27 protein-coding genes and 3 pseudogenes are annotated in these 25,515 nt (G+C 63.0%); 8 read left to right on the top strand and 22 right to left on the bottom strand.

From position 1 onward, the window contains the following. Positions 1–9 precede the first annotated feature (9 nt). From NB311A_RS04920 to NB311A_RS04860, 13 genes and pseudogenes are all read right to left on the bottom strand, one after another. Positions 10–249 carry a hypothetical protein gene (locus NB311A_RS04920; protein WP_009797355.1) on the bottom strand — a complete coding sequence of 80 codons (240 nt, stop codon included), beginning with the start codon at positions 247–249 and terminating at the stop codon, positions 10–12. 57 nt (positions 250–306) lie between these two features. Then, positions 307–606 carry a hypothetical protein gene (locus NB311A_RS04915; protein WP_009797354.1) on the bottom strand — a complete coding sequence of 100 codons (300 nt, stop codon included), beginning with the start codon at positions 604–606 and terminating at the stop codon, positions 307–309. A gap of 14 nt (positions 607–620) precedes the next feature. Continuing rightward, positions 621–1,286, bottom strand: coding sequence for a glycoside hydrolase family 19 protein (locus tag NB311A_RS04910; RefSeq protein WP_009797353.1), 666 nt, complete (start codon positions 1,284–1,286; stop codon positions 621–623). A 180-nt stretch (positions 1,287–1,466) separates the two neighbouring features. Beyond that, a complete protein-coding gene (locus NB311A_RS23035) occupies positions 1,467–2,924 on the bottom strand; it encodes a hypothetical protein (protein WP_009797352.1) in 1,458 nt (485 codons plus the stop codon). Further along, positions 2,845–3,393: a DUF2793 domain-containing protein gene (locus NB311A_RS23030; RefSeq protein ID WP_009797351.1), complete on the bottom strand. Its 549-nt coding sequence runs from the start codon at positions 3,391–3,393 to the stop codon at positions 2,845–2,847. The genes NB311A_RS23035 and NB311A_RS23030 overlap by 80 nt, the downstream gene beginning before the upstream one ends. A 6-nt stretch (positions 3,394–3,399) precedes the next feature. Continuing rightward, positions 3,400–7,257: a glycoside hydrolase/phage tail family protein gene (locus tag NB311A_RS04895; RefSeq protein ID WP_009797350.1), complete on the bottom strand. Its 3,858-nt coding sequence runs from the start codon at positions 7,255–7,257 to the stop codon at positions 3,400–3,402. Next, the gene (locus tag NB311A_RS04890; protein ID WP_040674020.1) at positions 7,257–7,703 is read right to left on the bottom strand and encodes an NlpC/P60 family protein; all 447 of its coding nucleotides are present in this window, start codon (positions 7,701–7,703) and stop codon (positions 7,257–7,259) included. Before NB311A_RS04890 ends, NB311A_RS04895 begins: the two co-directional genes overlap by 1 nt. An 11-nt stretch (positions 7,704–7,714) precedes the next feature. Further along, positions 7,715–8,608, bottom strand: a complete 894-nt coding sequence (locus NB311A_RS04885; protein WP_009797348.1) for a DUF2163 domain-containing protein — start codon at positions 8,606–8,608, stop codon at positions 7,715–7,717. A gap of 153 nt (positions 8,609–8,761) precedes the next feature. Beyond that, positions 8,762–9,404: pseudogene (locus tag NB311A_RS04880) on the bottom strand (TIGR02217 family protein). Positions 9,405–9,407: 3 nt separating this feature from the next. Beyond that, positions 9,408–9,992: a phage tail tape measure protein gene (locus NB311A_RS04875; RefSeq protein WP_009797345.1), complete on the bottom strand. Its 585-nt coding sequence runs from the start codon at positions 9,990–9,992 to the stop codon at positions 9,408–9,410. Continuing rightward, on the bottom strand, positions 9,985–10,197 hold the full coding sequence (locus NB311A_RS04870; protein ID WP_009797344.1) for a rcc01693 family protein: 213 nt from the start codon (positions 10,195–10,197) through the stop codon (positions 9,985–9,987). The genes NB311A_RS04875 and NB311A_RS04870 overlap by 8 nt, the downstream gene beginning before the upstream one ends. Further along, complete coding sequence (locus tag NB311A_RS04865; RefSeq protein WP_009797343.1) at positions 10,194–10,514, bottom strand: gene transfer agent family protein; 321 nt, start codon at positions 10,512–10,514, stop codon at positions 10,194–10,196. The genes NB311A_RS04870 and NB311A_RS04865 overlap by 4 nt, the downstream gene beginning before the upstream one ends. 15 nt (positions 10,515–10,529) lie before the next feature. Further along, positions 10,530–10,937 carry a phage major tail protein, TP901-1 family gene (locus NB311A_RS04860; protein ID WP_009797342.1) on the bottom strand — a complete coding sequence of 136 codons (408 nt, stop codon included), beginning with the start codon at positions 10,935–10,937 and terminating at the stop codon, positions 10,530–10,532. 181 nt (positions 10,938–11,118) lie between these two features. Here NB311A_RS04860 and NB311A_RS04855 point away from each other — a divergent pair, with 181 nt between their 5' ends. The 4 genes from NB311A_RS04855 to NB311A_RS04840 all read left to right on the top strand — a co-directional run bounded on the left by NB311A_RS04855 (position 11,119) and on the right by NB311A_RS04840 (position 14,727). Then, the gene (locus NB311A_RS04855; protein ID WP_009797341.1) at positions 11,119–12,297 is read left to right on the top strand and encodes a protein rep; all 1,179 of its coding nucleotides are present in this window, start codon (positions 11,119–11,121) and stop codon (positions 12,295–12,297) included. A gap of 54 nt (positions 12,298–12,351) precedes the next feature. Further along, a complete protein-coding gene (locus NB311A_RS04850) occupies positions 12,352–12,672 on the top strand; it encodes a hypothetical protein (protein WP_009797340.1) in 321 nt (106 codons plus the stop codon). A gap of 65 nt (positions 12,673–12,737) precedes the next feature. Continuing rightward, positions 12,738–13,229 (top strand): hypothetical protein, encoded by a 492-nt coding sequence (locus NB311A_RS04845; protein WP_009797339.1) that lies wholly within the window; start codon positions 12,738–12,740, stop codon positions 13,227–13,229. Between the two features lie 151 nt (positions 13,230–13,380). Then, positions 13,381–14,727, top strand: coding sequence for a type IV secretory system conjugative DNA transfer family protein (locus NB311A_RS04840; RefSeq protein WP_165475221.1), 1,347 nt, complete (start codon positions 13,381–13,383; stop codon positions 14,725–14,727). A gap of 111 nt (positions 14,728–14,838) precedes the next feature. Here NB311A_RS04840 and NB311A_RS04835 read toward each other — a convergent pair whose 3' ends face one another. The 5 genes and pseudogenes from NB311A_RS04835 to NB311A_RS04810 form a co-directional block, all read right to left on the bottom strand. After that, the gene (locus NB311A_RS04835) at positions 14,839–15,471 is read right to left on the bottom strand and encodes a DNA methyltransferase (protein WP_009797337.1); all 633 of its coding nucleotides are present in this window, start codon (positions 15,469–15,471) and stop codon (positions 14,839–14,841) included. 2 nt (positions 15,472–15,473) lie between these two features. Next, positions 15,474–15,830 (bottom strand): hypothetical protein, encoded by a 357-nt coding sequence (locus NB311A_RS04830; RefSeq protein ID WP_009797336.1) that lies wholly within the window; start codon positions 15,828–15,830, stop codon positions 15,474–15,476. A gap of 672 nt (positions 15,831–16,502) precedes the next feature. Beyond that, positions 16,503–17,150, bottom strand: a pseudogene (locus tag NB311A_RS04825) (GIY-YIG nuclease family protein); the annotation flags it as partial. 73 nt (positions 17,151–17,223) lie between these two features. Next, positions 17,224–18,575, bottom strand: a protein-coding gene (locus NB311A_RS04820) for an IS3 family transposase (RefSeq protein ID WP_086008678.1) whose coding sequence is annotated in 2 segments (ribosomal slippage) — positions 17,224–18,233 and positions 18,233–18,575 — 1,353 coding nt in all. Because the reading frame shifts where the segments join, the coding sequence is not laid out codon by codon here. Positions 18,576–18,659: 84 nt separating this feature from the next. Then, positions 18,660–18,977: pseudogene (locus tag NB311A_RS04810) on the bottom strand (type IIL restriction-modification enzyme MmeI); the annotation flags it as partial. Positions 18,978–19,418: 441 nt separating this feature from the next. Between NB311A_RS04810 and NB311A_RS04805 the strand changes: the two are divergent. The 4 genes from NB311A_RS04805 to NB311A_RS04790 all read left to right on the top strand — a co-directional run bounded on the left by NB311A_RS04805 (position 19,419) and on the right by NB311A_RS04790 (position 22,039). Continuing rightward, positions 19,419–19,967, top strand: a complete 549-nt coding sequence (locus NB311A_RS04805; protein ID WP_009797331.1) for a PAS domain-containing protein — start codon at positions 19,419–19,421, stop codon at positions 19,965–19,967. A 112-nt stretch (positions 19,968–20,079) separates the two neighbouring features. After that, entirely contained in the window at positions 20,080–21,021 is a 942-nt protein-coding gene (locus NB311A_RS04800; protein WP_245256928.1) for a methyl-accepting chemotaxis protein, read from the top strand. A 221-nt stretch (positions 21,022–21,242) separates the two neighbouring features. After that, a complete protein-coding gene (locus NB311A_RS04795) occupies positions 21,243–21,449 on the top strand; it encodes a hypothetical protein (RefSeq protein WP_009797329.1) in 207 nt (68 codons plus the stop codon). 11 nt (positions 21,450–21,460) lie between these two features. Beyond that, positions 21,461–22,039 carry a Fic family protein gene (locus tag NB311A_RS04790; protein WP_009797328.1) on the top strand — a complete coding sequence of 193 codons (579 nt, stop codon included), beginning with the start codon at positions 21,461–21,463 and terminating at the stop codon, positions 22,037–22,039. A 325-nt stretch (positions 22,040–22,364) separates the two neighbouring features. On the opposite strand, the gene NB311A_RS04785 is transcribed toward NB311A_RS04790, so the two are convergent. Genes NB311A_RS04785 through istA form a run of 4 tightly spaced genes read right to left on the bottom strand, consistent with a single transcriptional unit; the run spans position 22,365 to position 25,395 of the window. Next, positions 22,365–22,589 (bottom strand): WGR domain-containing protein, encoded by a 225-nt coding sequence (locus tag NB311A_RS04785; protein ID WP_009797327.1) that lies wholly within the window; start codon positions 22,587–22,589, stop codon positions 22,365–22,367. Next, a complete protein-coding gene (locus NB311A_RS04780; protein WP_245256927.1) occupies positions 22,586–22,978 on the bottom strand; it encodes a recombinase family protein in 393 nt (130 codons plus the stop codon). The genes NB311A_RS04785 and NB311A_RS04780 overlap by 4 nt, the downstream gene beginning before the upstream one ends. A 54-nt stretch (positions 22,979–23,032) precedes the next feature. Continuing rightward, positions 23,033–23,896, bottom strand: coding sequence for an IS21-like element helper ATPase IstB (gene istB / locus NB311A_RS04775; protein ID WP_009796681.1), 864 nt, complete (start codon positions 23,894–23,896; stop codon positions 23,033–23,035). After that, positions 23,896–25,395 (bottom strand): IS21 family transposase, encoded by a 1,500-nt coding sequence (gene istA / locus NB311A_RS04770; protein ID WP_009796680.1) that lies wholly within the window; start codon positions 25,393–25,395, stop codon positions 23,896–23,898. Before istA ends, istB begins: the two co-directional genes overlap by 1 nt. Positions 25,396–25,515: the final 120 nt, after the last annotated feature.

The raw sequence follows: 25,515 nt of genomic DNA, 5'->3' as shown, positions 1-25,515 counted from the left end.
TTGTCTGGATTACTTGACCGCGCCGGTCGCGGCGCTGACGGTCGGCACGTCGGGCCGCGCGGCGGTGGCCGAGCGGACCGCCCTGGTGTCGGCCTTGACGTAAAGTCCCCATGCCACCGTAAAGAGCGTGCCGATCGCGCCGATGATGCTGGTCACCTGATCCGCGGTGACCCATCCCTTGCCGGTCGCGAAGCTTCCGGCCGCGATCAGCAGGTAGCGCACGATCTGCCACACCGAATCCGATGTCATATCTTGTCTCCGATTGATGTCTTGAGAATTGCGCGAGGCCGTCGCGCGGCGGGCGTTCTATTCGCTTGCAACACGCGCATGCGAAGTAATCAGATTGGCGTCGATGCGCTTGAACTCGATCTCGCGCTCGCTCGCCATCCTGGCCAGCTCGCAGTCTCGCTTGGCGTCAGTCTGCCGCTTGTTGGCTTCGTCCTCATTCCGGAGCCGGATCTTCGCGAGTTCAAATTCCTGATTGAGGACGGGACGGCTGCGCCGCGTGACCGCGAGCGACGTCGCAACGATGGAGAGGCAGATGAAGGCAACGCAAAGCACGGCGGCGGAATCGAAATCCACCGGTCCGACGATTTGAGAGAGCATGAAAGATGTTTCCTTTAATGAACTCCGAGGCCGCGCCTCCATCTCGCAAGCCATGCCTTGCGGTCCCGCAGCCCGATGAGACCGCCATTCAGCCGCTTTGTGACACCCCGCACGTCGTCCCTTCGCGCGAACGGAAGGCATCCGCAGTTGACGAAATCCGCGACGCCGCATTTCAGAAAATGCACCGGATCGTTCACCAGATCGGGGTGCGTCACGACATCGAGACCGGTCGCCGCAGCGAGCCGCCGATAGCCGTCCCTTCCCGTTGTTTGAACGGCTCCGCGGCCGCGGAAATTCCAGCCGTCGTCGGAGCCTGCGCGATTTCCCATGCGGCCGTTGTAGACCTTGTTGGCAAGCGCGCGCGGATTATGGGCATAAGGCGCGGCGCTGGACACATTCGGAAACCGCGACGGCCACACCTGGGTCATCCGGACCGCCGAATAGTTCAGGTTCTCGATCACAGTCGTCCCGGCCCCGCATTCATGGCTGATCTGGGCCATGACACGCGCGATCAGCGGCCGCGTGACGATCTCATACTCGTCAAATACGGCCGGCGCTGTTGCTGTGATGCTCTCGACCAGCCCGGCGATTTTGCTGTTGCCGCGCGGCCAGAGCTTGCGAAGCGCGGCTCCGAATTCGGGCATGGCGGGAGCGTTCGCGGCCAAGGCTGCGTTCGGCATTGAACAGGATCCTTATGGCTTACGGAGGAGTCTTTCGCGGAATCGGGTGCGCTTGATTTGGCGGGCCAACCGTCCGCCCTCGAGCCTTCCCGCTTCTGATAGAATCAGAAGCGGGCTCTCAGATTTTGTTTTGTCGCGTTTTCTTCACGCGAACCGGTGTCCACTTCGCTTGAAAACGCTCTAATACCAGATCGTCGCGCTCAGACCTGAACGGGTCGGGCCGCTGGCGCTGGTGAACAAGGCGTTGGTCCCGCCGTACTCGATCGCCTGCAAGTAATGGAAACCGAGACCCGGATACCCGGAATAATTCGCCATGCACGAAATCTGGTTGTTGATTCCGGCCGCGAAATACGTCGTGAAGCTCGTCGCATTCGCTGCGATCGTATTTGTCGCGTCCAGTGCGATACTGACGCCGACCTGAACGGCGCTCGAAGTGGAAAAAGCAAGGCTTGCATAGCTCGCCTGGACTCCATCCTCCACCAGGCCGCATATGAAGGCGATCCGGTTGCCGGCACTGTTGTTCGCCGCGCGCCACGCCGCACTCGTATAGGCCCAGCCCGCAGTCGAATCCTGCACGAAAAGCTGCGCCGGCCGCCGGTTGTACATATTCCACAGACCGACGACCGCCGCGCCGCCACCGGATGCTGACGCCCCCAGGAGGAAATCAAGTTGGGACGAACCATTGCTCCGGGTGGTGCCGACATACGTTCCGCGCGAGGCGGCGGGGCCGTTGGTGATCGCGACTGCATTGAGCAGGACGCCATCGACCATGGTCAATGCTGTCCCGGCGCTACGCGTCGTATCGTCGGTCCAGTCCGGACCATGACTGAGCCGCAGCGTGCCGCCGTCGTCCCAGACGAACCAATCGTTGACCTTGCCGGCGCCGATGGCAGCCGGATTATAGGTCGTGTCCGTCGTCGCGACGGACAGTTCGGCAAATGCCGTCGGCACCATCTCAGCGCCGTTATAGACCGGAATCCGGTTGCCGGTGTAAGGCGCGTAATAAAGCGTGGTCTTCGCGCTTTGCGTCGTCGTCATCACCGGCACGCCGCTCGCAAGCGTCAGACGACCTTGCGGTGGGGAGAGGAAGCCGCCCCCGGAAGCCCCTGCCCCGGCCATCCCGCCCGCGATCGCCTGCCAGCGCGCGGCGGTGCCGTCGTAACGCAGGATCGCAGCCTGCTTCGCGGAAATCGTAAGGTCGTTGTCGAGAGAAAAACGATTCGACGCCGACGACGACGTGCTTTCGTTCAGCAGCGTGACCGGCTGGCTGCCCACGTTGATGACGATGAGACAGCGCCCTTCAGCCCCGCCTGCCAGGCCCGAAATGCCGCGCGGGGCGTCCGAGCTGATTTGCAGCACCGACGCGGCCGCCAGTCCCGCCGGAGCATAATCATCCTGATCGGCCGTGATCTGCGCGGGAGACACAACGCCGGTCAGCGCCAGCCCGCGCGCCAGCGTCACGTTGCCGGTGTCCTGATCGATATCGAGGGCCTCGATCCAGCCTGAGCCGTCCGCCGACACCTTGAGCTTGAAGGTGTCCGCGCCGACCAGCCCGAATTCAGCCCGCCCCGAAAAGCCGTTCGAGAAAAATACTGACGCCGTGTTGGCCGAACCCTCCTTCGAGACCTGAAGTCGCATGTCGCCGGTGCCGCCGTCGACGGCGTCGATGGCGGCGAACAGCGCGGCGTTGGATTTGACGCTGAGGAGGTTGGGGACTGCTGGCGGCGGTATTGACGCCGAGATGCGCCACGTTATCGAGCGATGCCGTACCGCCCGCGCCCTGCCAGGCGGAACCGTCGAACACGAACAGGCTCTCATCCGCCGCCGACCAGATACACCATCCCGCTTTCGGCGTGAGGAACGCCCAGGCGCCGTCCTGCCAGGTCGCGATCGCATCATCCTTCCCGGCCCAGTCGCCGGTCGCCCCGCTTGCGACGACGTACCGCTCACCGTCCGCCGGGCTCGACGGCGGCGCGGTGAGCGTCAGATCGAGAACGCCGATCTGAACCGCCGCGTCGAGTATGCGCAGCGCCTCGTTATGGGTGACGTGCTTCTGGGCCTGGCTGCCGTCGATATACGGCAACCCGAGATTCGGTGTGTCTGTCATGGCGTCTCAGAGGGTGAGAGTGAGTTCAGTGGAATGACCGGCGCCGACGGTCGCGGAGACTTGCGCGACGCGAAGATGCAGACTTGCCTGAGGCGCGCCGAAATCCGCCAGCTCGTCCGCATCGGGATAAAACGCTTCCGAAACGCTGCATGCGATGCTGCGCACGATCGCGCCGCCTGAGAGAATGTCGAGCGTATAGGCTTCGACATCCTCGCTCAGCGGCACTTCGATACCCCAGCCATCGCCGTCGATGCGGGTCCGGCGAATCCACGAGATGCGAACACCGCCGCTCTCGCGGGCCGCCTTCACATGAACCGGCGACAGCGGCAGCAGGGCCGTCGCGCGCGGCGTCACCGTCAGCGCGACGGCTGTGGGATCGTCATGGCTGCGTCCGGCGGCGGCAAGGCGCACCAGCATCGGACGATCCAGCGCGTTCAACCCTTTCGCCAGCGGCGCAAGACGCGTGTCGAGCAGGACGAAGGGTGCGCCCGGCGGCAACACCTCAGCGATGGCGTAATCGCTGCCGGCCTGCCCGCGCAACAGGCGTGACAGTTCATAGGTGCCGGCGTCCACCAGCTCCGCATTGGCAAACTGCAAAACCTCCCAATCACCGTTCGGGTTCTGCACGGCCGCCGCGTTGGCGCCGGCGAGCACGCGGGCATCAGACACCGAGGTGAGCGCACCGCCGTAGAGGCGCACGCGCAAAACGTTGCCGTGATCCCATCGCCCCGAGGCTCCCGCCGGTAGCGGATCGAGCGTTTCGCCCAAGGTCGAGGGTGCCGGAATGATCGCGGCCGGCTGAAAACCCGCGCCGTCAGGCGAGGTCCAGACCGTCACCGACGTCGGCCAAGGGTGGGCGAAGACGGCGAGCCGCGTCAGGACCGGCGGCTCCAATGGCTCGATCATCGGCAGATCAAGCACGGCAACCTGAACCGGTCCGAGCGCCGCTGGAATCGCAGGCCGCGTCGGCCGTGGAATCGACAGCGGCACGGAGAAAACTTCGGGATCGATGCTGCGGGCGGTAACCTGCCGCGCTTCGGCATCGAGCAGCGCGCCGATTTCGAACAATCGCCGCCGACCGTTGACCGTCACCGCGATCACATCGCCCGGCGTCAGCGACAGGCATTGCGGGCCGAGCGAGAACCCGGCGCTTTCGCGGCCGGCCCACAAATCCTGAAGCCAGATCTCGGTCCGGCGCGCCATCGCCGCGTCATCACTGACAACGGCAAGATCGGAATGAACGCTCCTGTTCGAGCCGCCGGCCAGCCGGCGCGAGGTCACAGCAGAGCGTCTGTAATCAACCGTCCCATCGGTAAAGCCGAAGCGCGCTTCGCGCGGCAGTTCGGTTTCCTGCGCGCGCGTGAGCCGCGCCAGCCCGCCATCGTCCGCCAGCACCAGATCGTCTTCAGAAAATTCCGCAACAGGGACTCCGCCCCGCGACACGAAACGCAGCGTTCCGTCCGTAGCGGACGCATCGAAGGCGTAAGCCCCGGCGAGCGGTTCGATCATGGCGCGCGGCGACATCGGTCGGTCGACCACGTAGCCATCGCAAGCTTCACGCAGCGCCGAGGTGTCGGCGTCGGTGACGCCGCAATCGGCAAGCAGCGCCTGCACCAGCGCGTCCATCGGCGCTGCGCCGAGACGGCCGGTGAGCCAGTGCCCGGTCTGCCAGTTCGGCCCGTCGCTCCAGACCTCGGTCGCGGCGGGAAACGCCGGATAGGGTCGCGCATCCCAGGTCCAAAGGTAGATCGCGGACGGCTCGATCATCCGCCGTCCGTAGATCAACGAGACGGGATTGTCGGCATCCGCCGCGCCGAACGACGGATCCAGCTTGCCGAGAAAGGCTTGCAGATAGCGGCGCTGGATCAGATCGTCGCGGCTGCCGTTGGAGAAATACGGCAGATGGTTTTCCGACGATTTGGGATCGGGAAACACGTTCGGCTGGTTGGCGCCCTTGTCCACCGCCGGGCAGCCGACCTCCGTCAGCCAGACCGGCTTGCCTTGCGGCGCCCACGCGGTCGGGCTTGAGAGTTCGGCCCCGCCGACCCGCTCATGATGCGCCGACGACCACCACGATTTGATATCCTTGACGCGGAACGTCCAGGGCTTGCCAAGTCCGTCGGTAATCGGCGTACGGCTCTGCGCGGCGCGCGCGGCGCCATCGGTGTAATACCAATCGAACCCCTCGCCGCCATAGATATTGCCCGCGAGGTAGCCGAGATCATAGGTGGAAGCCGCGATGTGAGAGTCGAGGTGCCCAGCCTCGTCGCGCCAGTCCGCGAGCGGCGCATAATAGTCGATTCCTACGGCGTCGATCGCACTGCACGCCCACAGCGGATCGAGCGGAAAGCGAACCTCGGACGCGCCGGCGTCGACGACATCGGCGCCATATTCGGTCCAGTCCGCGGCATAGGTCACGACCGTCGACGAGCCGACGATGGATTTCACCTCCGCCGCAAGCGTCACCAGCGCATCGACGGCAGGATAGACGCCCGCCCCCGAGCGCACGCGCGTCAGCGAGCGTAACTCCGAGCCGATCAGAAACGCATCGACGCCTCCGGCCGACACGACGAGACTCGCATAATGCAGGATCATGGCGCGGTAGTTCCAGCTTCCACCGGTGAAGAAGCCGGCGACCTGCGTTGCCGCCGTGGCGGTGCCTTGCGGCGAGCCCGGCTGGCCCGGCGCGGGATCGCAGGTGATGCGGCCGCGCCAGGGATAGGGCGGCTGCGACGCGGCTCCGCTCCACGGATCGCTCAAGCTGTTGCCGGCCGGAATATCCATCATGATGAAGGGATAGAACGTGACCTTGAGGCCGCGCGCCTTCAGCTCCGCGATCAGATGTCTCACGCTGGCGTCGGACGGCGTGCCGCCGAATGCCGGACGGCCGTCGACCTGCGACACGACGTAAGCGCTTCCCCGCGTCACCCCCGCCACTGACCAATCGCTGCCGCGCGTGGTCTTGCTCGCGTTGTCGACGCCGGGACGCACGACGCAGCTTCCGGCGCGAAGGTCCGATCCGAACCACGCCACCACCACGGCCACGCTTTCGAGATTGGGGCACATGCCCTGCAGATCGTCGAGCGCCGCGATCACATCGGAGTCGGCATTCGCCACATGCCGGTTTTCCGGCGCCGACTGACCCGGACCGAGCGATCGCACGATGGCGGACGGCTCATAGCCGAATTCGGTAGTGCCGGGGATCAGCGTCACCGCGCGCACCATTTGTTCGAGCTGGCCTATGGGGCGGATGATCTCGAATGAAAGCTGCGGAATCCGGTTGCCGAATTTTGCCAGCGGCATCCGCTCGAACACGACATAAGCGAGCCCGCGATAGGCTGGCGCGTTTCCCGCCCCTTCTTTAGCAACAATCAGATCGTCGGGAGCCTGATCCTCGGTGCCGCGATGGACCCGGAAGGTCAGGCCGGAAATATCCAGCGGACTGCCGTCGGCCCAGATTCGCCCGACACGGCCAATCACGCCTTCGCAAAGACCGATCGCGAAGTTGGCGAAATAGCTGTAGGTGATTGTCGTCGTGCTCGGTCCGCTGAACAGGCCGCCGCCCTTGCCGCCGGATGACGAGGTTTCGCTGTTGACGACCTCTTCAAGCCGGGTCGCCCAGATCACCTGGCCCGACAGCCGCGCACGACCGTAGACACGCGGAATCGGCGCGCCCTCGGTCGAGGCCATCACATCGAGATCGGCGAGGCGCGGACCGACGACGGTCTGATTGCCCGGCCCGAACAGTTTGCGATCGACGACGTTACCGATCAGCGCGCCGGCGAGACGCCCGGCGATCGCACCCGCCGGCCCGAACAACGCGCCGGCTGCGCCGCCTGCAACGGAAAGAACCAGCGCTGCCATCAGACCGAGACTCCGGGAAAACGAAATGCATAAGCCAGCCGCCGCCGCCACCATGGCGCGAGGATGATCTCGCAGACGGCCGCGCCGTCATGCGCATGGACCATGGTGCGCTCGCTCGACGCGATCGCGACATGCTTGGCGATGAACCCGTCACGCCACGGGAACAGCAGAACATCGCCGGCCCCGAAACCCTCGCGCGCGACAGGAACGAGATGACGCAGCGCCGCCGCGGCCAGTGTCTCGTCGCCTTTTGCTTCGGCCCAGTCCGGCGCGTAGGGCGGCGGCGCTTCCGGCTCATCGCCGATGCAATTGCGCCAGACGCCGCGCACCAGGCCGAGGCAGTCGCAGCCGACGCCCTTCAGCGAGGCCTGATGCCGATAGGGCGTGCCGATCCAGGCGCGGGCTTCCGCGACGATGGCCGCGCGGGTTATACGGGGGAAGGTCACGGGCGGCTCCTTCACAGCGCCTTGCTGCCGTTGCCATTGTCGGGCGAACCGGGCAGCGGATAGCTGACGACGAAATCGTTGCCGGGAATCTGGGGAAAGCCCCGGAAATTGTCGGCGTTGGCGAAGCGGTCGCGGCAGGTCGCGAAACTCTTGTCGCAACCGGCGGTAATCACGAAGCTGTCGCCGATGGCTATCGGCTCCGCCATCGCCTGCCACAGTGACAATCGCACCTCGCTTGCGACGACGCGGTGCTGTTTGACTTCGATCGCAAGGCCGGCATTGGCCCCGCCGGTCCAGTTCAATCGTCCCGCCGTGAACCAGCCGGCCGCAAGGCCGGAAAGACCAGAGACGGCAATGATCGACGTTCCTTCGATAGCCGTGACCATCCCGCTGCGGCGAAACGCCGAGCTGGTCAGATCGACACGGCATTTCCCGTCGCCGAGATCGACACCGCACCGCGCCGTAAACAGGCGTCCGCTATCCTGCGCCAGCGCGTCCGCGAGTCCGCGCAGTTCCGCGGTGAACGCAGCCCCCTCGCGCCGGACCTCTCCGATCGTGCCGCGCGCGATCAGGATCCTCAGCGAGACGTCGCTCCAATCGACCAGCCAGGTCGCGACTTCGGCGGCATCGTAGCGGCCGGCGGCAAGATCGGCCTCGCTCAGTGAATCGTCCGAGAACGCGCCCGATATCTCGGCGCCGTCGACAGCGAGATCGAACCGGCTGGTCGCCTCCGAAGCGGTGAAGCCGGTGGCGGCGCGGCAGACGACGCTGCCGATCGTCAGATCGCGGTCGTGATCGGTAAAGCCGAGCACGACGCCGTCGCGGCGAGTCACGATCCAGCAGCGCGCCAGCGTGGTCGCGCCGGAGTCGAGTTTGGCCTGAAGCGCGGAGGGAACAGAACGCATGTGATTTCCTTCACCCTCCCCTTGAGGGGGAGGGTCGATCGGAGCGTAGCGAGGATCGGGGTGGGGTGGAGTGAGGTGTGAGAACTATCGATCACCCACTCCGCCGCCCATTGCCTTCGCGGCGACCCTCCCCCTCAAGGGGAGGGTGACGGGTCACAACCTGATTTCGACCAGCGGAATCTTCGGAATAGCGCCGGCGGCGAAGGTCGCGAGATCGACTTCGAGATAGTCGGTATCGAAGCGCACCGGCACGTCGAACTTGAATCCGGCGGTGACCGCCGCTCCCGGCGGCGGCGTGTGCTCGGGGAGAAACGTCACGACGCCGGTGGCGGCGTCGCAGGTGAAGGCCGACCCAGCCGCAACCTCGCCATCGGCGACCGCGACCCGCACGCTGCCGTTCACGGGCTTTCCGATCGCGCGTGCGTAAGGCGCGAACGCGCCGCCATATGTCTTGATCAACTGAAACGTCGATATCGTTCCGTCGCCGATCCCGATAACCTGATCGAGCGGCGAGATAACGCTGCCGGTCGCCGCGGAACAGCAATCCAGCCGGTCTCGCCAGCGAAAGCCGTAGAGCCCTGCCGCGCCGCTCCTCGAAGAAAGCGACGACGGCCTGCAACGCCTCCAGCGTCCTGACGCCGTAGCCGGCATCAAAGCGCCGCCGCGACTGCGCCCAGCGCGCATTGCGCGCCTCGCGGCCCGAGCCGAAACTCACGATGTCGGTGCGCCGCTCCGGCCCGCCCGCGCTCTTCAGCGCGACATCGAGCGGAAATAGCACTTCATGGAAGCTGGTCATGCGTCACAGGCTCCGCTGTCCCCGCGCCACCGCACGCGCGATCTGGCCCGCGACGTAACTCTCGGAGCGGCGGAAGCCGTCGAGGTCGGGCGTCGCGATCTGCACCGTGATCGTGTTGCCGCCGCCCTTGCCGGACACGCCGAGCCGGCCGTCAGGTCCGCGCGTGAGCGGCATGATCGCTTCCGGTCCCGCCTCGCCGGCGAGGCCGACGCCGCCGTCCATCAGCGGAAAATAGCTCGGCGCGCCGATCACGCCGCCGGCCGCGAACGGCTTGATGGCGCCGAGAGCATGGGCCTGCACGCCGCCGAACGAGCCGATGCTTCCGGCGAGGCCAGAGAACAGACTGGAGATGCCGCTGGTCAGGCTCGCCGTCAGCGGCTTGAACGCCGCCGTCACGGCGAGACTGGAGACCCGCAGCGCCAGCGTCTTCAGCACGTCGTCGAACTGCCTGCCGCCGGTGATCGACGACGAAAAAGCCTGCGTCATTGCCCGCGCGAAGCCGCCTGCGCTGATCGTGAGCGCCTGTGTCCTGCTTGTGAGATCGTCGAGCGTGCGAGATGTCTCATGGAGACTCGTATCGTCAGTCATCGCGTCCTCCCTTGCCCGGCGCGTCGGGAAACCGCGCCAGCAGATCGTCGAGTTCGGCACGAACCAGCGGCGCGGTCGCAGGCCCCCGGATCGCCCGGATTGCCTGCGCCAGTTCGCGCGGCGTCATCCGCCAGAAAACATCCGGCGCAAGACGCAACACGCCGAAGCCGAATCCCATCGCCGCCGCCCACGGAAACGGCTTCACCGCGCAGCGCCGTCATCGAAGGTCGCGCTGATCAGATCGGCGGCGATCCTGACGAAGCCGGCGGCGCCGCCCTCGACCGTCATCACGGCCACATCGTCATCGCTGACGGCCTCTCCCGCGCCGCGCAGGCCCGCGCCGATGATGCGGATCAGGTCGCGCGACGACACCCGGCCCGAACCGAACCGCTCCGCGAGCGCCATCAGGTCGCCGGCGCCGAACGCGGATTCAAGCTCCGCCAGCGCGCCCAGCGTCAACACCAGCGTGCGCTGCCGTCCGCCAAGCTCTGCGCCGATCTCACCACGATATTTGTTGGGCATTTGAATCCTTTCGTCTCACAGCGCCGTAAACGTCAGCGCGCCTGCGGATTCGAGCGCGAGATCGAACGTCACCTCGCCATTGTGCTCGCCCGCGAATTCGAGGCTTGCGATCTGAAACGGACCCTCGATGGCGCCGAAATCCGGCACCACCACCTGACAATCATTGATCGCGCCGTCGAAGAACGCCTGACGCACCAGCGCGTCCGACGCGGCGTCCTTGAACAGGCCGCGGCCCGACAGCGACGCTCGCCTGACCCCTGCGCCCGCGAGCAGTTCGCGCCAGCGGTCGGTCGATTCCGCATTCGTGATATCGACAATCTCCGCGTTGAACGCGATCCTGCGGCTGCGTAGCCCCGCCACCGTGACGAAGCTCGATCCGTCGCTCATTTTCAGAAGCAGGTCCTTGCCCTTTTGTGCGCCCATGACGGCTCCTTAACTGCAATCAGGTTGTGGGTTCGGTCACGGCGCGGGATCGGGATACCCGCGATAATTCAGTAACTTCATTTCTGGTGCGGGTGCCGATCGACACATTGGCGCATCTGCTGAATTTTCGGCGGCGCCCGCACCGAGCTGAAAGCGTATTCGACCATCAGGCAGCGTAGCCGTGACCGACTCGGCCTACAGCTGGGACGCCCTGGCGCAGAGTATCAGCGCCGACGCGCTGCACTTCGCGCGCGATCCCGATAGCCCACCGCTCGATGACGGCGAAAGCGACCTGCCCGACGCGGGCAAGCGCGAGGGTAACGAAGCGCGGCGATTCCGCCAGCTGACCAAAGAGGTGATTGCCAAAGGCCTCGATGCCGTCGGCAAGCCAGAGCTGGCGCTGCGCATGCGCAACTGCTGCACCAAAATCTATAAGCACATCCATGAGAACGGCGTGCGCTTTACCGCGCACGAATGCGGCGTGCCAGTCTGTCCTGACCGCGAGCGGCGTGATGCCCGGCGCCATGCCGCAAGCGTCGAGCGGCGCATTATGAAGCTGATGGCGAAGCATCCTGGCTCGCAGGCCCTGATGCTGACCCTGACATTCGGCCGCGCTGTCCCTGCCCATGAGCTGAAAACGGCGGTCGGCGACCTGATACGGGATTTTCCGAAGCTGATGCTGACTGCGGCGGTCAAGCGCGCGGTGCTCGCCTGGGTGCGCAAGGTCGAGCTGGCCCGTAATCCCGTCAGCTGGCTCTGGATCGCGCATATCCATGCGCTGCTGATTGTCCCGGCCGAGTATTTCTGGCGCGAGCGCAAGTTCTACATTGACCAGAAGAAGTGGGCGGAGCTTTGGCGAAAGCGGCGGCGCCTCGATTATCAGCCGGTCGTCGACGTGCGCGTGCTGCGTGGCGTCAAAGCGCCAATGGACGCTGAAGGCCGCAAGAGCCTGCGCGAGGCCGTGAAATACGACACCAAGCCGTCCAGCCTGGTGATACCGCGCGGCGGCCGCCCCGTCATGGTCGGCGCCGGGCATAAGGAGCCGTATGACATCGGCGACGGCCGGGGTTTGCAGCCGCATTACCATGTGCCGCTGCGCGCCGTCCTCGATGCCACGAAGAACCGCCGCATATTGTCGATGTCGCAGAACCTCGGCGCCGATGACGACGACGTGCCCGAACTGGAGTTCGGCGAGTATCCCGAAGACGTCGAGCCGGAGGACGCGCGCGGGCCGCGCGACCTCGGCCGGTTCATCTGCACGGAAGTCTACGTTTGGCGGGTTCGCGGCCTTGACGCGGATTACTTCCTGGTCGGCCGCTCGTTCGACGAACCGCAGGGGAGGCTCGCCATGCCGCCATAAGCATCAACCGAGGATTCCGCCGTTTAGAAAAACTGAAAAGGAAAGGTTTTGAACATGAGTGAAGATGGACAGCTGATTGCGCGCGGCAAGGTGCTCGCGCTGAAGCCTTCGACGTTTGAAGGCAAAACATCAGTGGCGGTGCAGATGTTGAAGCGCACCGCCAAGGGCTCGATGGACATCATCAATATCAAGATGCCGGACGGCACCGCGCTTGATGAGTGCGTAAAGGCATACCCGGAAGGCAGCGACATCGAGTTCGCGGTCGATTTCGTCGCGGTCGAGCGCAACGTGTATTTCCGATTCCTCCGCGATCTTCGCGCCGATCAGCGCGGCGCCGGGCGCGCAGCAACGCGGCAGGCCACCGCCAGCCCATGACATTGCAACCGCTACCGGCCGGGCAATCATGCCCGGTCGCCCCCTGTAACCCGGAGTAACTCAGAATGAGTGACAGTTATCAGGCGAAGGTCGCGCGCGGCGAAATCAGCCGCGCACAATTCCTGCGCGACATGCATCGCGGCAATGCGCACAACGAGCATCCCATCGGTCATCGGCTCAAGGATAGCGGGCTTTTCGACCATGAGTGCGTGGTGGCGTATTACAAGGCGCTGGGCGAGCCGCCGCCGATTCCGCAGGTAAAGGTGGGGAGCCTGGTGCGGCGTACCGTCTTCCAGCTTGAGGAGAGAGGTGAAATCCACCAGCCCCGGCCGACGAACTACGCCGGCCGCGAGCCCTGGCTGTACCGGCTGCTGCATCGCGGCCTGGTCGAAACCTCGGAGCAGTACGTCGAGTACGAATCCGGCGCGCGCGTGAAGCTCTCCGACGCGGAGCTTGACCGGCTGCGGCCGCAGCCCATCGGCACGGCGCCGCATTACGACAGCGACATCAAGCTGACGCCGAAGCTGCTCGAACTGTTCAGGGCGTGGAAGCGCTGAACGACAACGGGGCCACGCGGGGAGCGTGGCCCTTTGCCGCGGGGGAGAGAGAGCAATGTTCGGACTGTTTCGGAAGCCACGGCCTGTGCCGACCTGGACAGGCAAGCGCACAAACGAGATCGCTTCGTGCGCGCGCTGGCAGGAGTGCAACGTGCCCGACGAACTGCGCGGCCTGCCTGATGCGTTCCGGCGCACAATCCGTTATCCGTTCCTCGGCTCGTATTTTGGTCATGAGCGGATGACGTTCTGCTATGTGCTGCCGCAGGGGGTCGCGCGTGGCTATGTCTACCGCGTGAGCGGCGGCGACGATATCCTCAATCAGCAGATGCTCGAATACATCCTGTACGAGGTGATGGAGTACGCCGAGGCCGCGTATGCGGGAATCGTGAAGCCGATGCAGGAAAAGGTGCGCGCGATCGAGAAGGCAAAACAGGATGCCGCCCGCGCGGTGGAGGTCTTTGCGGCAAGGTTCAAGCAGGCGGTCGAGGCCGACGCCAAGGGTGTGGTCGCCGCACTACAGGCCGGAAAGCAGGCGCAGCTGCGCGACTGGCTCAATGAGATGAAGCCGCCGGAGGCTTTGTATGACCAGCTGCGGCGGGTGGTGCTGGCGACGGCGCGTGATGTAGAAAATCAGCGCGAGGCCGAGGAACGGAAACGGCAGGAGGCCGTGCGCGAAGCGGAGCGCAGGATCGCGGAGGAACGCGAGGCCGCGCGCAAGCGCCTGCTTTCGGGCCCGATACCTTTCGCCGGCGTCGTCGCCGGCAATGTCGTGTTCGGCACCGAGGTGGAAACCGGCGACACCTTCATGGTCGATGTGCGCAAGTTGCAGCACACGATTTGCGTCGGCGTGTCGGGCAGCGGCAAGAGCGTATTGCTGCATTTGCTGGTGCATCAGATGATGGCGCTGCCGGAGTTCGAGCAGGTCATCCTGGTTGACCTCAAGGACGGCGTTGAGTTCAACACATACCGGGACAACAGCAAGGCCCAGGTGGTGTGGGAGTTCGACGACCTGGTGCGTGTCGTCGACAGGCTGAACGAGGTGGCCCGCGAGCGCGCGGCCGTCATGCGTGAAAACCGCTGGCAGCTGTGGCCCCACGGCAGGATCGCCCTCGTCATTGATGAGTTCGCGGAGCTGCAAACGGAAATCGACACGGCAGACGACAAGGAAAAGAAGGCCAGGGCCAGGCGGCTGTCCGCGAGCCTGCTCAGCCTGGCCCGCCGGGCGCGGGCGTTCGGGATCATTCTGACATGCGCCCTGCAAAAAGCCACGGACGACCAGATGCCCAGCGCCTTGCGCAATAATCTCGGATGCAGGCTGGTGCTGCGCTGCGGGAGCAGCGTAACGGCGCGCTCGATGCTTGAGATCGACGACGAGTACGATGCGCTGCCGGTGCGGCCGACAAGGCTGCGCGATGGCCGGTTATACTATTACGATGCCCGGCGGGGCGATGTCCGTTACCTGCAAGCGCATGTGGTGCCGGGTGTGGAACTGGGATGATGCGGGGAGCGGGGACAACGGCGGATGCGAGCACGGGCCGCGCCAGCGGCCCGCGCGCAGCAGCCGCTCTTTTTTCCTTAGATACCTTTGTAACATCTCAAGGGATTCGTGTCATGCGGCCGTCAATCGCTTGAGCGCCGTGGCATGATGCTGCCGGTCAATCTCGATGCCGATGAACGGACGGCCGGAGAGTTTGGCGGCGAGCAGGGTTGACCCTGAACCGCAAAACGGGTCAAGCACGATGCCGCCCGGTTTGCAAAAGGTTTCGATGAGGCGCTGCAACGGTTTGACCGGTTTCTGCGTCGGGTGCAGCCGGTTGCCGGTGTAGGCCCAGGGCAGCACGTCCGGCAGCGGGTTTTGCGGCAAGACAGGATTGCCCTTCGCCAGCAAATAGCCTTGCTCGTGCCGGTGCGCCAGAAACAGGCGCGATGCCGCGTACCGCTTGGCAAAGACGACATGGCCGACCACTCGGAAGCCAAGGGCTTTCCAGACGGTCAGGAATTGGTCCGCCGCGTTCCAGCCGTAAAAGCTAAAACACAGCGAGCCCGGCATCATGACGCGGTAAACCTCGGCAAAGGCCGGGTAAAGCCATGTCAGATGGTTATCATTGGCAATCGTCTGGCCGTCGCGTGAACGGTAGCGCACGCCATAAGGCGGGTCTGTCAGCACGAAATCGACGGATGCGCCGGCAAGCCCGCGCATGGTCTGGATGCAGTCGCCGTGCAGGATGGTGGGCTGTTGCATGGTTACCCCGCAAACGTCACGACAAGAGCGAGCAACACAAGGGCGCCGAAGGTACAACTGGCGAGCTGTTTAAGCCGTTGCACAAGCCGGGGCGAAGGTGGCGCCAGTAAGGAATTGAGTTCCTGTTCAAGGCCCTTGCGGCGCGAAGAGACGGCGCAGGGCCGTAACGCGGCCACCTCCGCCTGTATGCCGCCAGAAGCATTGCCGCTGTCGATGAGGTGCCGCAGGTAACGGGCGACAACATCGCCATTGCGGTACGGCACGGCAGTACGGTTGCGCCGGAGTACGGTCCGCATCTGTTGCACGGCTTCGTTGTTGTTCTTGATGGTGACGGTAGTGCTCCATGTGGTTGAGGCCATGGGGAGTATGCTTTCATTGTTTCAGTTTATACCCAAGGAAAGGTCGGGCGCTTGCGGAGGCCGCACCGCGGCCGAACGCATGCGCTGACCATTTTCCTTAGATACCGGCGCGCGACTTGTGGTAGGGTGGCTTGGCCCCGTGGTTGAGCGGGGCTTTTTTATTGGCCGCAGCTAAGGTTGCGGGATAGCGAGCGACATACGCTCAATCGCGCTTTTGAGCCCTTTCCCAATTTCATTAGGAATCAAAGGCTGAAGACCAAAATTATCAGCGCGCCCAACAATACAATAAAGCTAACAGCAAGACCGATGAGAAAAACGTATGCCATGATTGAAGTGCGCCAAAGGCTGGTTTTGAGTGAGCGGCACGGCCTTAAAAAATTTCTCAAGTAAAAGAGTTATTACTCGCATCTCCGCCAAATTAGGCGCATACTTTCGTATTACCTCACTACGATCTGCTTTCAGAGATTACTCGAATCGAGGGTGGCGCAATGTCTCCACTCAGAACCGATTTCGTTGAGCGGTGCTTTCTCTCAGTAGCTGCCGTTTCAACGGGGTTTTTTTTCATCGCTTTATTTCTGGCTGTCGCATGACGAGGCACCACGTATACCTGCCAGCGCTTTGAAGTGCGCTTCGCCGCAGGTGATCCTGGCGGCCTTATGGCCGCGCAAGTCGTCATTCGCCGCTACCGCGCTTTACCAGGCGAGCAGCTTTCGGATCGTAGATATATTCCCCAATCGAATTGTCCTTGATGCGCTCAACGGCCTCATCGATCACGAACAGCGGCACAAGAAACCACTCGCGCGGAATGACAGGGTTGCCAAAGCGGTCTTTAATCTTGATGTCCAGACGCGCCGGATCGAAGATGCGGTGGATGATATTTTCGAGGCGGGTGCGGTTGATGTTGTAAAGGCCGTAGGTAGCGACGATCTCCACATCGGCGAGCAGGAATGTCGGGTCGAGTTTCGCGTTGGCGATGCGTGATTTAACGTCACCGCCGGTGACCCCGATCTTGTGGAGCACGTCACGGCTGGCGGCGACGACCGGATTTTCGGAATTGCTGCGCAGGACATAGATGGTGCCGCTTGCAAGGTCGCCTTCCTCGCTCTCGCCCGCGAACAGCGGCCCGGCATCGGGGTCGGTGATGCGCCGCCCAGCTTCGTCACGGTGAAGCGCGCGCTGGAGCGACCGCAACAGCACGTCGCTTTCGGTGCCGTTATCGTAGATGACGCGCAACCGGCTGTCACGGCGCTCGTATTCGGTCATGAACTCCGCGCCGACTTCTGCGACATAGGCGACTTGGCCGCCGACAATGAAAAACTCGCTGTCCGTCGTCAGAACATTTGGCGCAGATGGCTGCCTGATTTAGCGGAGTGTCGGCCTCTGGTTGGTGATGTTAAGCGGCGAGCTTGCGGTGTTGCAAGCGCCTGAATTGGATTGTCTGTCGTTTGATCCTTTCGCGTTGTTCGATGATGGCAGAGGCCCTACCGAAGTAGGCGTCGGCCGGCGTGACGTTGCTGAGACTCTCGTGATAGCGGCGATGATTGTAATGTTCGACGAAGGCCTCGATCTGGTGTTCGAGATCGCCCGGCAGGAAGTAGTTTTCCAGCAGGATGCGGTTCTTGAGCGTCTGGTGCCAGCGCTCGATCTTGCCCTGGGTCTGCGGGTGAAGCGGCGCTCCGCGAACATGACTCATACCGTTGGCGTAGATCCATTCAGCGAGTTCGGCCGCGATGTAAGACGGCCCGTTGTCGCTGAGCAGCTTTGGCTTGTGCAGCACCCTGGCGCTGTCGCAGCCTGATGCCGTGAGCGCCAGTTCCAGTGTGTCGGTGACATCCTCGGCCCGCATGGTCGTGCACAGCTTCCAGGCGATGATGTAGCGGGAGAAGTCGTCGAGCACGGTCGACAGATAGACCCAGCCCCAGCCGATGATCTTGAAGTAAGTGAAGTCGGTCTGCCACATCTCGTTGGGCCGCTTCGTCTTGTCCTTGAACTCGTCGGCAGCCTTGATCACCACGAATGCCGGGCTGGTGATGAGATCGTGGGCCTTGAGCAGGCGATAGACGGTGGCTTCCGAGACGAAGTAGCGCTTCTCGTCGGTGAATCGCACCGCCAATTCGCGCGGCGACAGCTCGGATTGCTCCAGCGCCAATTCGATGATCTGAGCCTGGATATTGTCGCCGATGCGGTTCCAGACCCGGCTCGGCCGGGAAGGACGATCCTCCAACGCTTCGGGCCCGCCTTTAAGGTAGCGGTCATACCAGCGGTAGAAGGTGCGCCGAGCAATGCCGAGCTGATCGAGCGTCTTCTTCGCGGGAACATGCGACTGCTCAATCATCCTGATGATCTCGAGCTTCTCGGATGCGGGGTATCTCATTCGTCGTCGCCCCCATCCGCGATCATACATTTTTTGAGCAGACGGTTCTCCAGCATCAGATCGGCAACCGCCTCTTTCAAGGCACGGGTCTCACGGCGCAGGTCCTGAACTTCACCGGTCGTCGCAGCACGAGCCGTGTCGCCAGCCAGCCGCCGTTTGCCAGCTTCCAGGAATTCCTTCGACCAGGTGTAGTAGAGGCTCTGGGCTATCCCTTCCTTGCAGCACAGCTCGGCGATGCTGTCTTCGCCCCGAAGCCCATCCAGCACGATCCGGATTTTGTCCTCTGATGAAAAGTGCCGCCGCGTCGCACGGCGGATATCTTTGACTACGTGTTCGGCGGAGCGTTTGCCGCCAGTCGACTTCGTGCTCATGTTCGTTCCTTCGTCTGCGACGAGAACCGAACACTCCTTAGATCACACCATCAATTCTGTGCCATAGGTGCTGATCCCGGACACCTCCGCCTCGAACGTCTGCCCGTCCGTCGCCAGCGCGAACTTCGCCTTCCAGCGCGCCGTAGCCGGATTGTCCCGGAGCGCGGCAAGCGTGCTTGTCACCTCACCAGGGGCGGCGACCGCGATATGAATATTGTCACGCTGGAGGACGCCGCCCAGGGGGCCGGTAAAGTCCGATTTGTTCGACTCGCCCTTGCGCAGTTTGCGCAGCGTCGTTTCCTTCGCGCCGAAGGCCTGAAGGAAGGCGAACGGAAATTCCGCTGCATCGAACGGCTGTTCGGCAAGCCTGGATATGGCCTCTTCAATCTCGACGGCGTTCATCTGCCCTCATTCCCTTTCCGCCGGCAGCGCTATGCGGCCATAGTTGCGAACACGCTCTCGATCGGATTCAGTATTCTGTACGATGGCCTGCCGGTTCATTCGCCTACCATGGGAAGGCGGCATACAATCCGTCAACGTGCTGCGGGCGTAACTGCTTAAAACATGAGCAGATGAGAGCGCGGCCCGCAACCCGCTCAATGATACCCCTTGCGGGCCTTGCGGCAGCGCTGGCTCCCTGCCCTGACCCGTCGACGCCGGTGTGGCGTGGGACGACCAGCAAGCCACACATCCGCGCATGAAGCCGATACCGACGCTGCCTGTATACGCGAGAACGCCGTAGCATGGCCCTATGAAATTCATCGCTGCGCCGGTTGCAAACCACCGAGTTGGGACAGGGTGCCAGGCTCCATTCGCAACACAGTGTTCAGGGGGTGCGCGCTGATGGCCCACGTGCGCTTTCGCGAAACAATGCAGACCCTGACCGGCGTGGCCCGCCCGTTCGGCGTTAACGAGCTGATCGTCAGCAAGACCGATCTCAAGGGGCACATCACCTATGCGAACGAGGTATTCCTGCGCCTCGCGGGATACCCCGAGAAAGAGACGGTCGGGGCGCCGCACTGTCTTATCCGCCATCCCCACATGCCGCACGGTGTATTCCGGCTGCTATGGGATATGCTGGGTGAAGGCAAGGAAGTCTTCGCCTTCATCGTGAACCGTTCCCAGAACGGCGACCATTATTGGGTGTTGGCACACGTCACCCCGACATACGACGCCAATGGCAAAATCATCGGCTACCATTCCACCCGCCGGGTTGTGGATGAAAACGTCCGGAAAAACGTGGTGGAGCCGCTTTACGCATCCATGCGCGACGCCGAGGCGAAATTCTCCAATCCCAAGGATAAAGCGGAAGCCGGTGTGGCCTTCCTTCAAACGATGCTCCAACAAAAAGGAATGAGCTACGGTGAATTTATCTTTTCGCTCCTCAAATAGGCTCGGAGCGGGCGCGGCCTTCGCCGGACTATGCCTTACGGCAGGCAGCGGGCTTTGGCCGTCCGCCGGGCCGGGCATCGCCGCAGCGGGGATGATTGCCGGCTTGGCAGGCGTGGCCGGCATGGCATGGTCTACGGAACGCCATCTCAACACGCTCCACGGTCTCATTGCGGACTGCCGCCGCCTGTGCACCGGCGATTTCGAAGTACGGCTTACCCGGCCGAAGGCACAACCCGAACTCCGGGATCTGGCCAACGCCGTCAACGATCATACGGATCACGTGGATGCCTTCGTGCGCGAAACCTCAGCCTGTATGACGGGCAACAGCTCCTTCCGGCGCATTCTTCCCCAGGGCATGCAGGGAAGCATCAGCCGTACCGCCATCGCCATCAACACCGCCATGAAGGAAGACGCGCAACGCATTGCAAGCTTCACGACACTTGCGGAGGAACTGGAAAGGAAGCTCACTGAAGTTAGCCGGGAAATGGATGCGGCCATCTCCATGCTCCAGCAGACGGCCGTCGACATGGTGTCCAATGCCGACGAAACCAAGCGCGAGACGCTGACCATCGTGCAAATGGCCGACGGTACCCGGGGCAGTATCACGTCCGCCGTGGAAAGTAGCGACACCATCGGCGAAGTGGTGAATCTCATACGCACCATCGCCGGTGAAACCGACATGCTGGCGCTCAACGCCAGCATAGAGGCGGCACGGGCGGGAGATGCCGGACGCGGGTTCAGTGTTGTAGCGGACGAGGTAAAGAAACTCGCCCTGAAAACCGCCAAATTGACGGAAAGCATTGTCGAGAAGGTATCAAGCATCAAAAACGCGACGCAGCAGATTTCCAGTATGATCCTTGCAGATGGAAAGGATGGCGACGCTGGCCTTGCGGAGCGCATTGGCGTGATCGGCAATCACATGGGCCATATCCATGACGCGTCCCAGCAGGTGATGGGCGCGGCTGAAGAGCTGGGGCAATGCTCCAAGAACCAGCTTGCCGAACTCCGAGAACGCATGACGTTGTTCATGACCGATCTGAAACAACTGCGATGAAGTGAGATACTACGCCTCGTCCAGGTCCCTCACTGATACCCCTTGCGCGCCTTGCGGGAGTAATGGCGACCATGGCAAGATCGGCGGTGTCGCGCGTGGGGAAGTTCTGCATGCGCACCTGGTCGGCGCGGCCGAGAGCATTGCCGGATGAGCGACCAGCCACCAAATAAATCCAGCTTTGCGGTTGTAGTGGTTTATCGCCGTCTGTGTTAGGATGCGCCATGGCAAGAGATAATAAACCGACCGGAAAGAACCTGCCCCGTGCCGGCTATGTGGTCGGGCGTGCTAGCTTCGTGAAGATTAGCTCGGTCGAGGGTATTCGGTTTTCCGGCGCAATGGAAAAACGCGCGGCCATGTCGGCCGCAAAAGGTCTGTCGCCCGGCGAATCCCGCAAAACCATTATCGATGCGTACAAGCGCAAGGGTTAGGTGCCCGGCGCATGTACGATGCGATAGACGACCCTTACACTTATGAGGGCTCGACCGTCCTGCGGAACAAGCTTGGCCTTACCGATGCTCAGGAGCTTGAGGATTTCGAGGCCGAAATAAGTGCGCAACGGTCAACCGAGTCCCTGCCGACCGGCTCGCTGGATTTTCCGCACTACTGCGCCGTCCACTATCATCTATTCCAGGATGTCTTTGAGTGGGCGGGCAAGCCACGGACGGTGCGTATCGCCAAAGGTGGCAGCCAGTTTTGTTACCCTGAATATATCGAGGCCGAAGCAACCAAGCTTTTCAGCCAACTCAAGTCCGATGATTATTTGCGAGGCTTGACGACCGAGACCTTTGCCGGGAAGGCCGCAACTTTTCTGACCGAACTAAACGCCATCCATGCCTTTCGTGAGGGCAACGGCCGCACGCAACTGACGTTCTTCGCACTGCTAGCCGATACGGCAGGCCATCCGTTGAACATCGACAATCTTAATCCCGACGCCTTGCTAAAGGCGATGATTGCAAGTTTTGGCGGTGACGAAACGTCGTTGCGCGCAGAGATACTACGTCTCGTCCAGGGTTCTTAGTGATACCCCTTGCGGGCCTTGCGGCTGTAATGGCCGACCATGGGCGAGAGCCCGTCGGGTGTGCTCGTGGATGCTGTGCTGTTTGCAGTGACGCTTCTGCTGCTGGTGCGATGATGCCTATTGATATAGCGCAAAACATGTATCTGAAATGGATGTTAAGTGGATGCTGTGATTTGGCCCCTACCGGGGCTGTCATGAATCGCCGGCAAGAGACCTCTGCCTGGCGGTATTCAGGCCCGCTCTGGGTCTGTTTCCCCCACAACTAGCCCGGCTGCCTCAACCGGCAGTCGGGTCTTTTGTCGTTTCAGGTAAATGCCGCTGTTACTCAATGATACCCCTTGCGGGCTTTCCGGGTGTAGTGGCCGACCATGGCCAGGTCGGCGGTGCCGCGCGTCGGGTAGTTCTCCATGCGCACCTGTCCGGCACGGCCGAGGCGTCCCCATTCCCTAATGAGCGACCAGCCCCCGAACAAATCGGGCTGCACGTCGAGCTTGTAAAACCGCTGCATATTTTGGGTCGCGTCGATGCGGGTGAGTACGATAGCGGTCATGCCTGACTCCTTGCGATTGTTGAACGGTGAACGCCGTAGGACTCGGCCAGCTTCACCTGGGATTCGCCGTTGGCCAGGCGCTCGCGGATTTCAGCGAGCTGCACAGCCTTGAGCTTCGGTCTGCGACCCATCTTCACGCCGCGCGCCTTCGCCTGGCGGCGGCCTTCGTTGGTGCGTTTGAGGATGCGCTCGCGCTCGTCCTCGGCCATGGCGGAGAACAGCGCCATGAACCCCTTCCCCATCGGGGTGTCGAGGTCGATGTAAGATCGGTCGAGCACGCGGATGGTGGCGCCGGCCTCAATGACGGATTTGATGATGTGCAGCCCGTCCCAGATCGATCGCGTGGCCCGGTCCCATTCGGCCAGCACCAGCTGGTCACCCTTGCGCAGCTGCTCGATCGCCAGTTCGAGTTGCGGTCGACCGGCAAGGCTCTTGCCTGAGTGTCAATCGGCTCGCAAATTTGACCCCGTATCGGCGTTCAATTTTGACCCCTTCGCGCGGCGTGGTTTGAGGGTAGCGCTCGACTCGTCGGAGCTGGCCGGGATTGCGGAGACGAGACGAGCGCGGGTGGCGTGATCGTCGTCGCGGCTTTTGAAGCGCCAGCTGTCGTTACCGGTTTCGACGATGTCGCAGTGGTGGGTCAACCGGTCGAGCAGCGCGGTGGTCATCTTGGCGTCGCCGAACACGCTGGGCCATTCGCCGAAGGCGAGATTGGTGGTGACGATGACGGAAGCACGCTCGTAGAGCCGGCTGACGAGATGGAACAGCAACTGGCCGCCGGATTGGGCAAAGGGCAGATATCCGAGTTCGTCGAGCACGATGAAGTCCATCCGGGTCAGATGTTCGGCAAGCCGGCCCTGACGTCCGTTACGGGTCTCGATCTCGAGGCGATTGACGAGGTCGACCACGTTGTAGAAGCGACCGCGGGCGCCGGATCGGATGCAGCTTCTGGCGATTGCGATGGCCAGGTGGGTTTTGCCTGTGCCGGTGCCGCCGACGAGCACGACGTTGCGCTGCTGGGCGATGAAGCCGCCGCCGGCGAGATCATTGACGAGCGTCTGATTGATCGGCGTGCCTTCGAACTGGAAGTCATCGAGATCCTTGGCCAATGGCAGCTTGGCGATGGTGAGCTGGTACTTGATCGACCGCGCCTGCTTCTCGTTGATCTCGGCGCTGAGCAGGTCGCCGACGATGTGCTGAGGTTCGTGCTGGCGCTTGACGGCCGTCGCCATGATCTCGTCGAAGGCAGCCCTCATTCCGTAGAGTTTGAGCTCACCCATGAGGTCGAAGATTTGGGTTCGTTCCATCAGATGGTCCTCCGGAGGTTGTCGTAACGGGCGCAATCGGCGATCGGCGCATGGCGGAGCGTCAGTGCCGCCGGCGTCATAATGTTGGCCGGTGCAGCGGGTTCGCGTTGGCGAGCCAGGATGTTGAGAACGACGTCAGCGGAATGAACGCCATGAGCGATCGCCTCGGCGCAGGCGGCTTCGACCGCCGACAAACCGTCCGTCAGCACCGCATTGAGGATGTCGACCATCTGTCGATTGCCGTCGTCGGTGCTGGCGAGCCTGCGCCGGATCCGTTCGATCGCGGCCGGCAACACCCAGTCCTTGAAGGGTGCGCCGTTACGTAAGGCCCCGGGTTTGCGCGCGAGCACCGGCACGTAGTGCCAGGGATTGTAGGTCGTCTCGCCGCGTCCGAACGATCGCGGATGCTCCGCAACGATGCGCCCGTCCTGACGGATCACGATGCGATCGGCATAGGCTTGAACTTCGACCGGGCGCCCGACGGCGCTGGCAGCGACCGAGTATTTGTTGTTGTCGAAGCGCACCAGGCAGGTCTTCGAGACCGATGCCGGCACCGCGTGGAATCCGTCGAACCGGCCAGCATAGGGAACGAGCTTGGGCCGCTCGGCTTCGAACACCTCCCAGACCGTCTGTTCGGCCAGTTCTGGATGTCGGTGCGCCTTGGCGTAGGCGATGCACTTATCCAGAAGCCACGCGTTCAACTCGTCCAGGGTTTTGAACCGCAGCCGTGGCGTGAAGAACCGTTCCCGGACCAGCCCGACCTGGTTCTCGACCTGACCCTTCTCCCAGCCCGACGCCGGCGTGCAGGCGACCGGATCGATCAGATAGTGGCTGCACATCTGCAGGAAGCGGCGATTGTAGCGGCGATCCTTGCCGACGAAGATCGTCTCTACCGCCGTCTTCATGTTGTCGTAGATGCCGCGGCTGCAGGTACCCTTGAACAGTGCGAACGCCCGGTCGTGGGCGTCGAATACCATCTCCTGCGTCTCCCGCGGATAGGCCCGCACGAACAGCATGCGGCTGTGGCACAGCCGGACATGAGCGACCTTCACGATCGCCGTCACGCCGTTGAGGAGAACGATCTCATGGCTCCAGTCGAACTGGTAGGCTTCGCCCGCCGCAAAGCTCAACGGAACATAGGCCGCCGCGGTCGATTGCCCGCGCTCCTTGCTCCAACGCCTGGCGTAACGCCGTACGGCATCGTAGCCGCCGTCATAGCCGCGTCCGCGCAACTCTTCGAAGATCCGGATCAGCGTCAGCTGTTCGCGAGCCGATTTGGCCGCGTTCGCCGCCAGCAGTTCATCAAGCTCCGCCGCCCAACGCCCGAGTTTGGGGCGCGGCTGGATCGAACGCTCATACTCGAACAAGGTCTTGCCCGACCTCAGCACCTTCCGGACCGTGTTCCGCGACACCTTCAGGTCACGGGCGATCTCCTTGATCGTCTTGCCCTTGATGAAGTGTTCGCGCCGTATCCGCGCAATCGTCTCCACGATCAGCATCCCCGACCACCTGCTTCATGACAAAGCAGGCAGCGCAACAGCCAACCTGTAGGGGGTCAATTTTGGACGCCGATCCCCCGGCTTACGGGGTCAATTTTGCATGCCGAATGACAAAGAAGG

The sequence above is a fragment of the Nitrobacter sp. Nb-311A genome, assembly GCF_000152905.1.
Taxonomy (GTDB): Bacteria; Pseudomonadota; Alphaproteobacteria; order Rhizobiales; family Xanthobacteraceae; genus Nitrobacter.
This window is presented reverse-complemented; position numbering and strand designations above follow the sequence as displayed.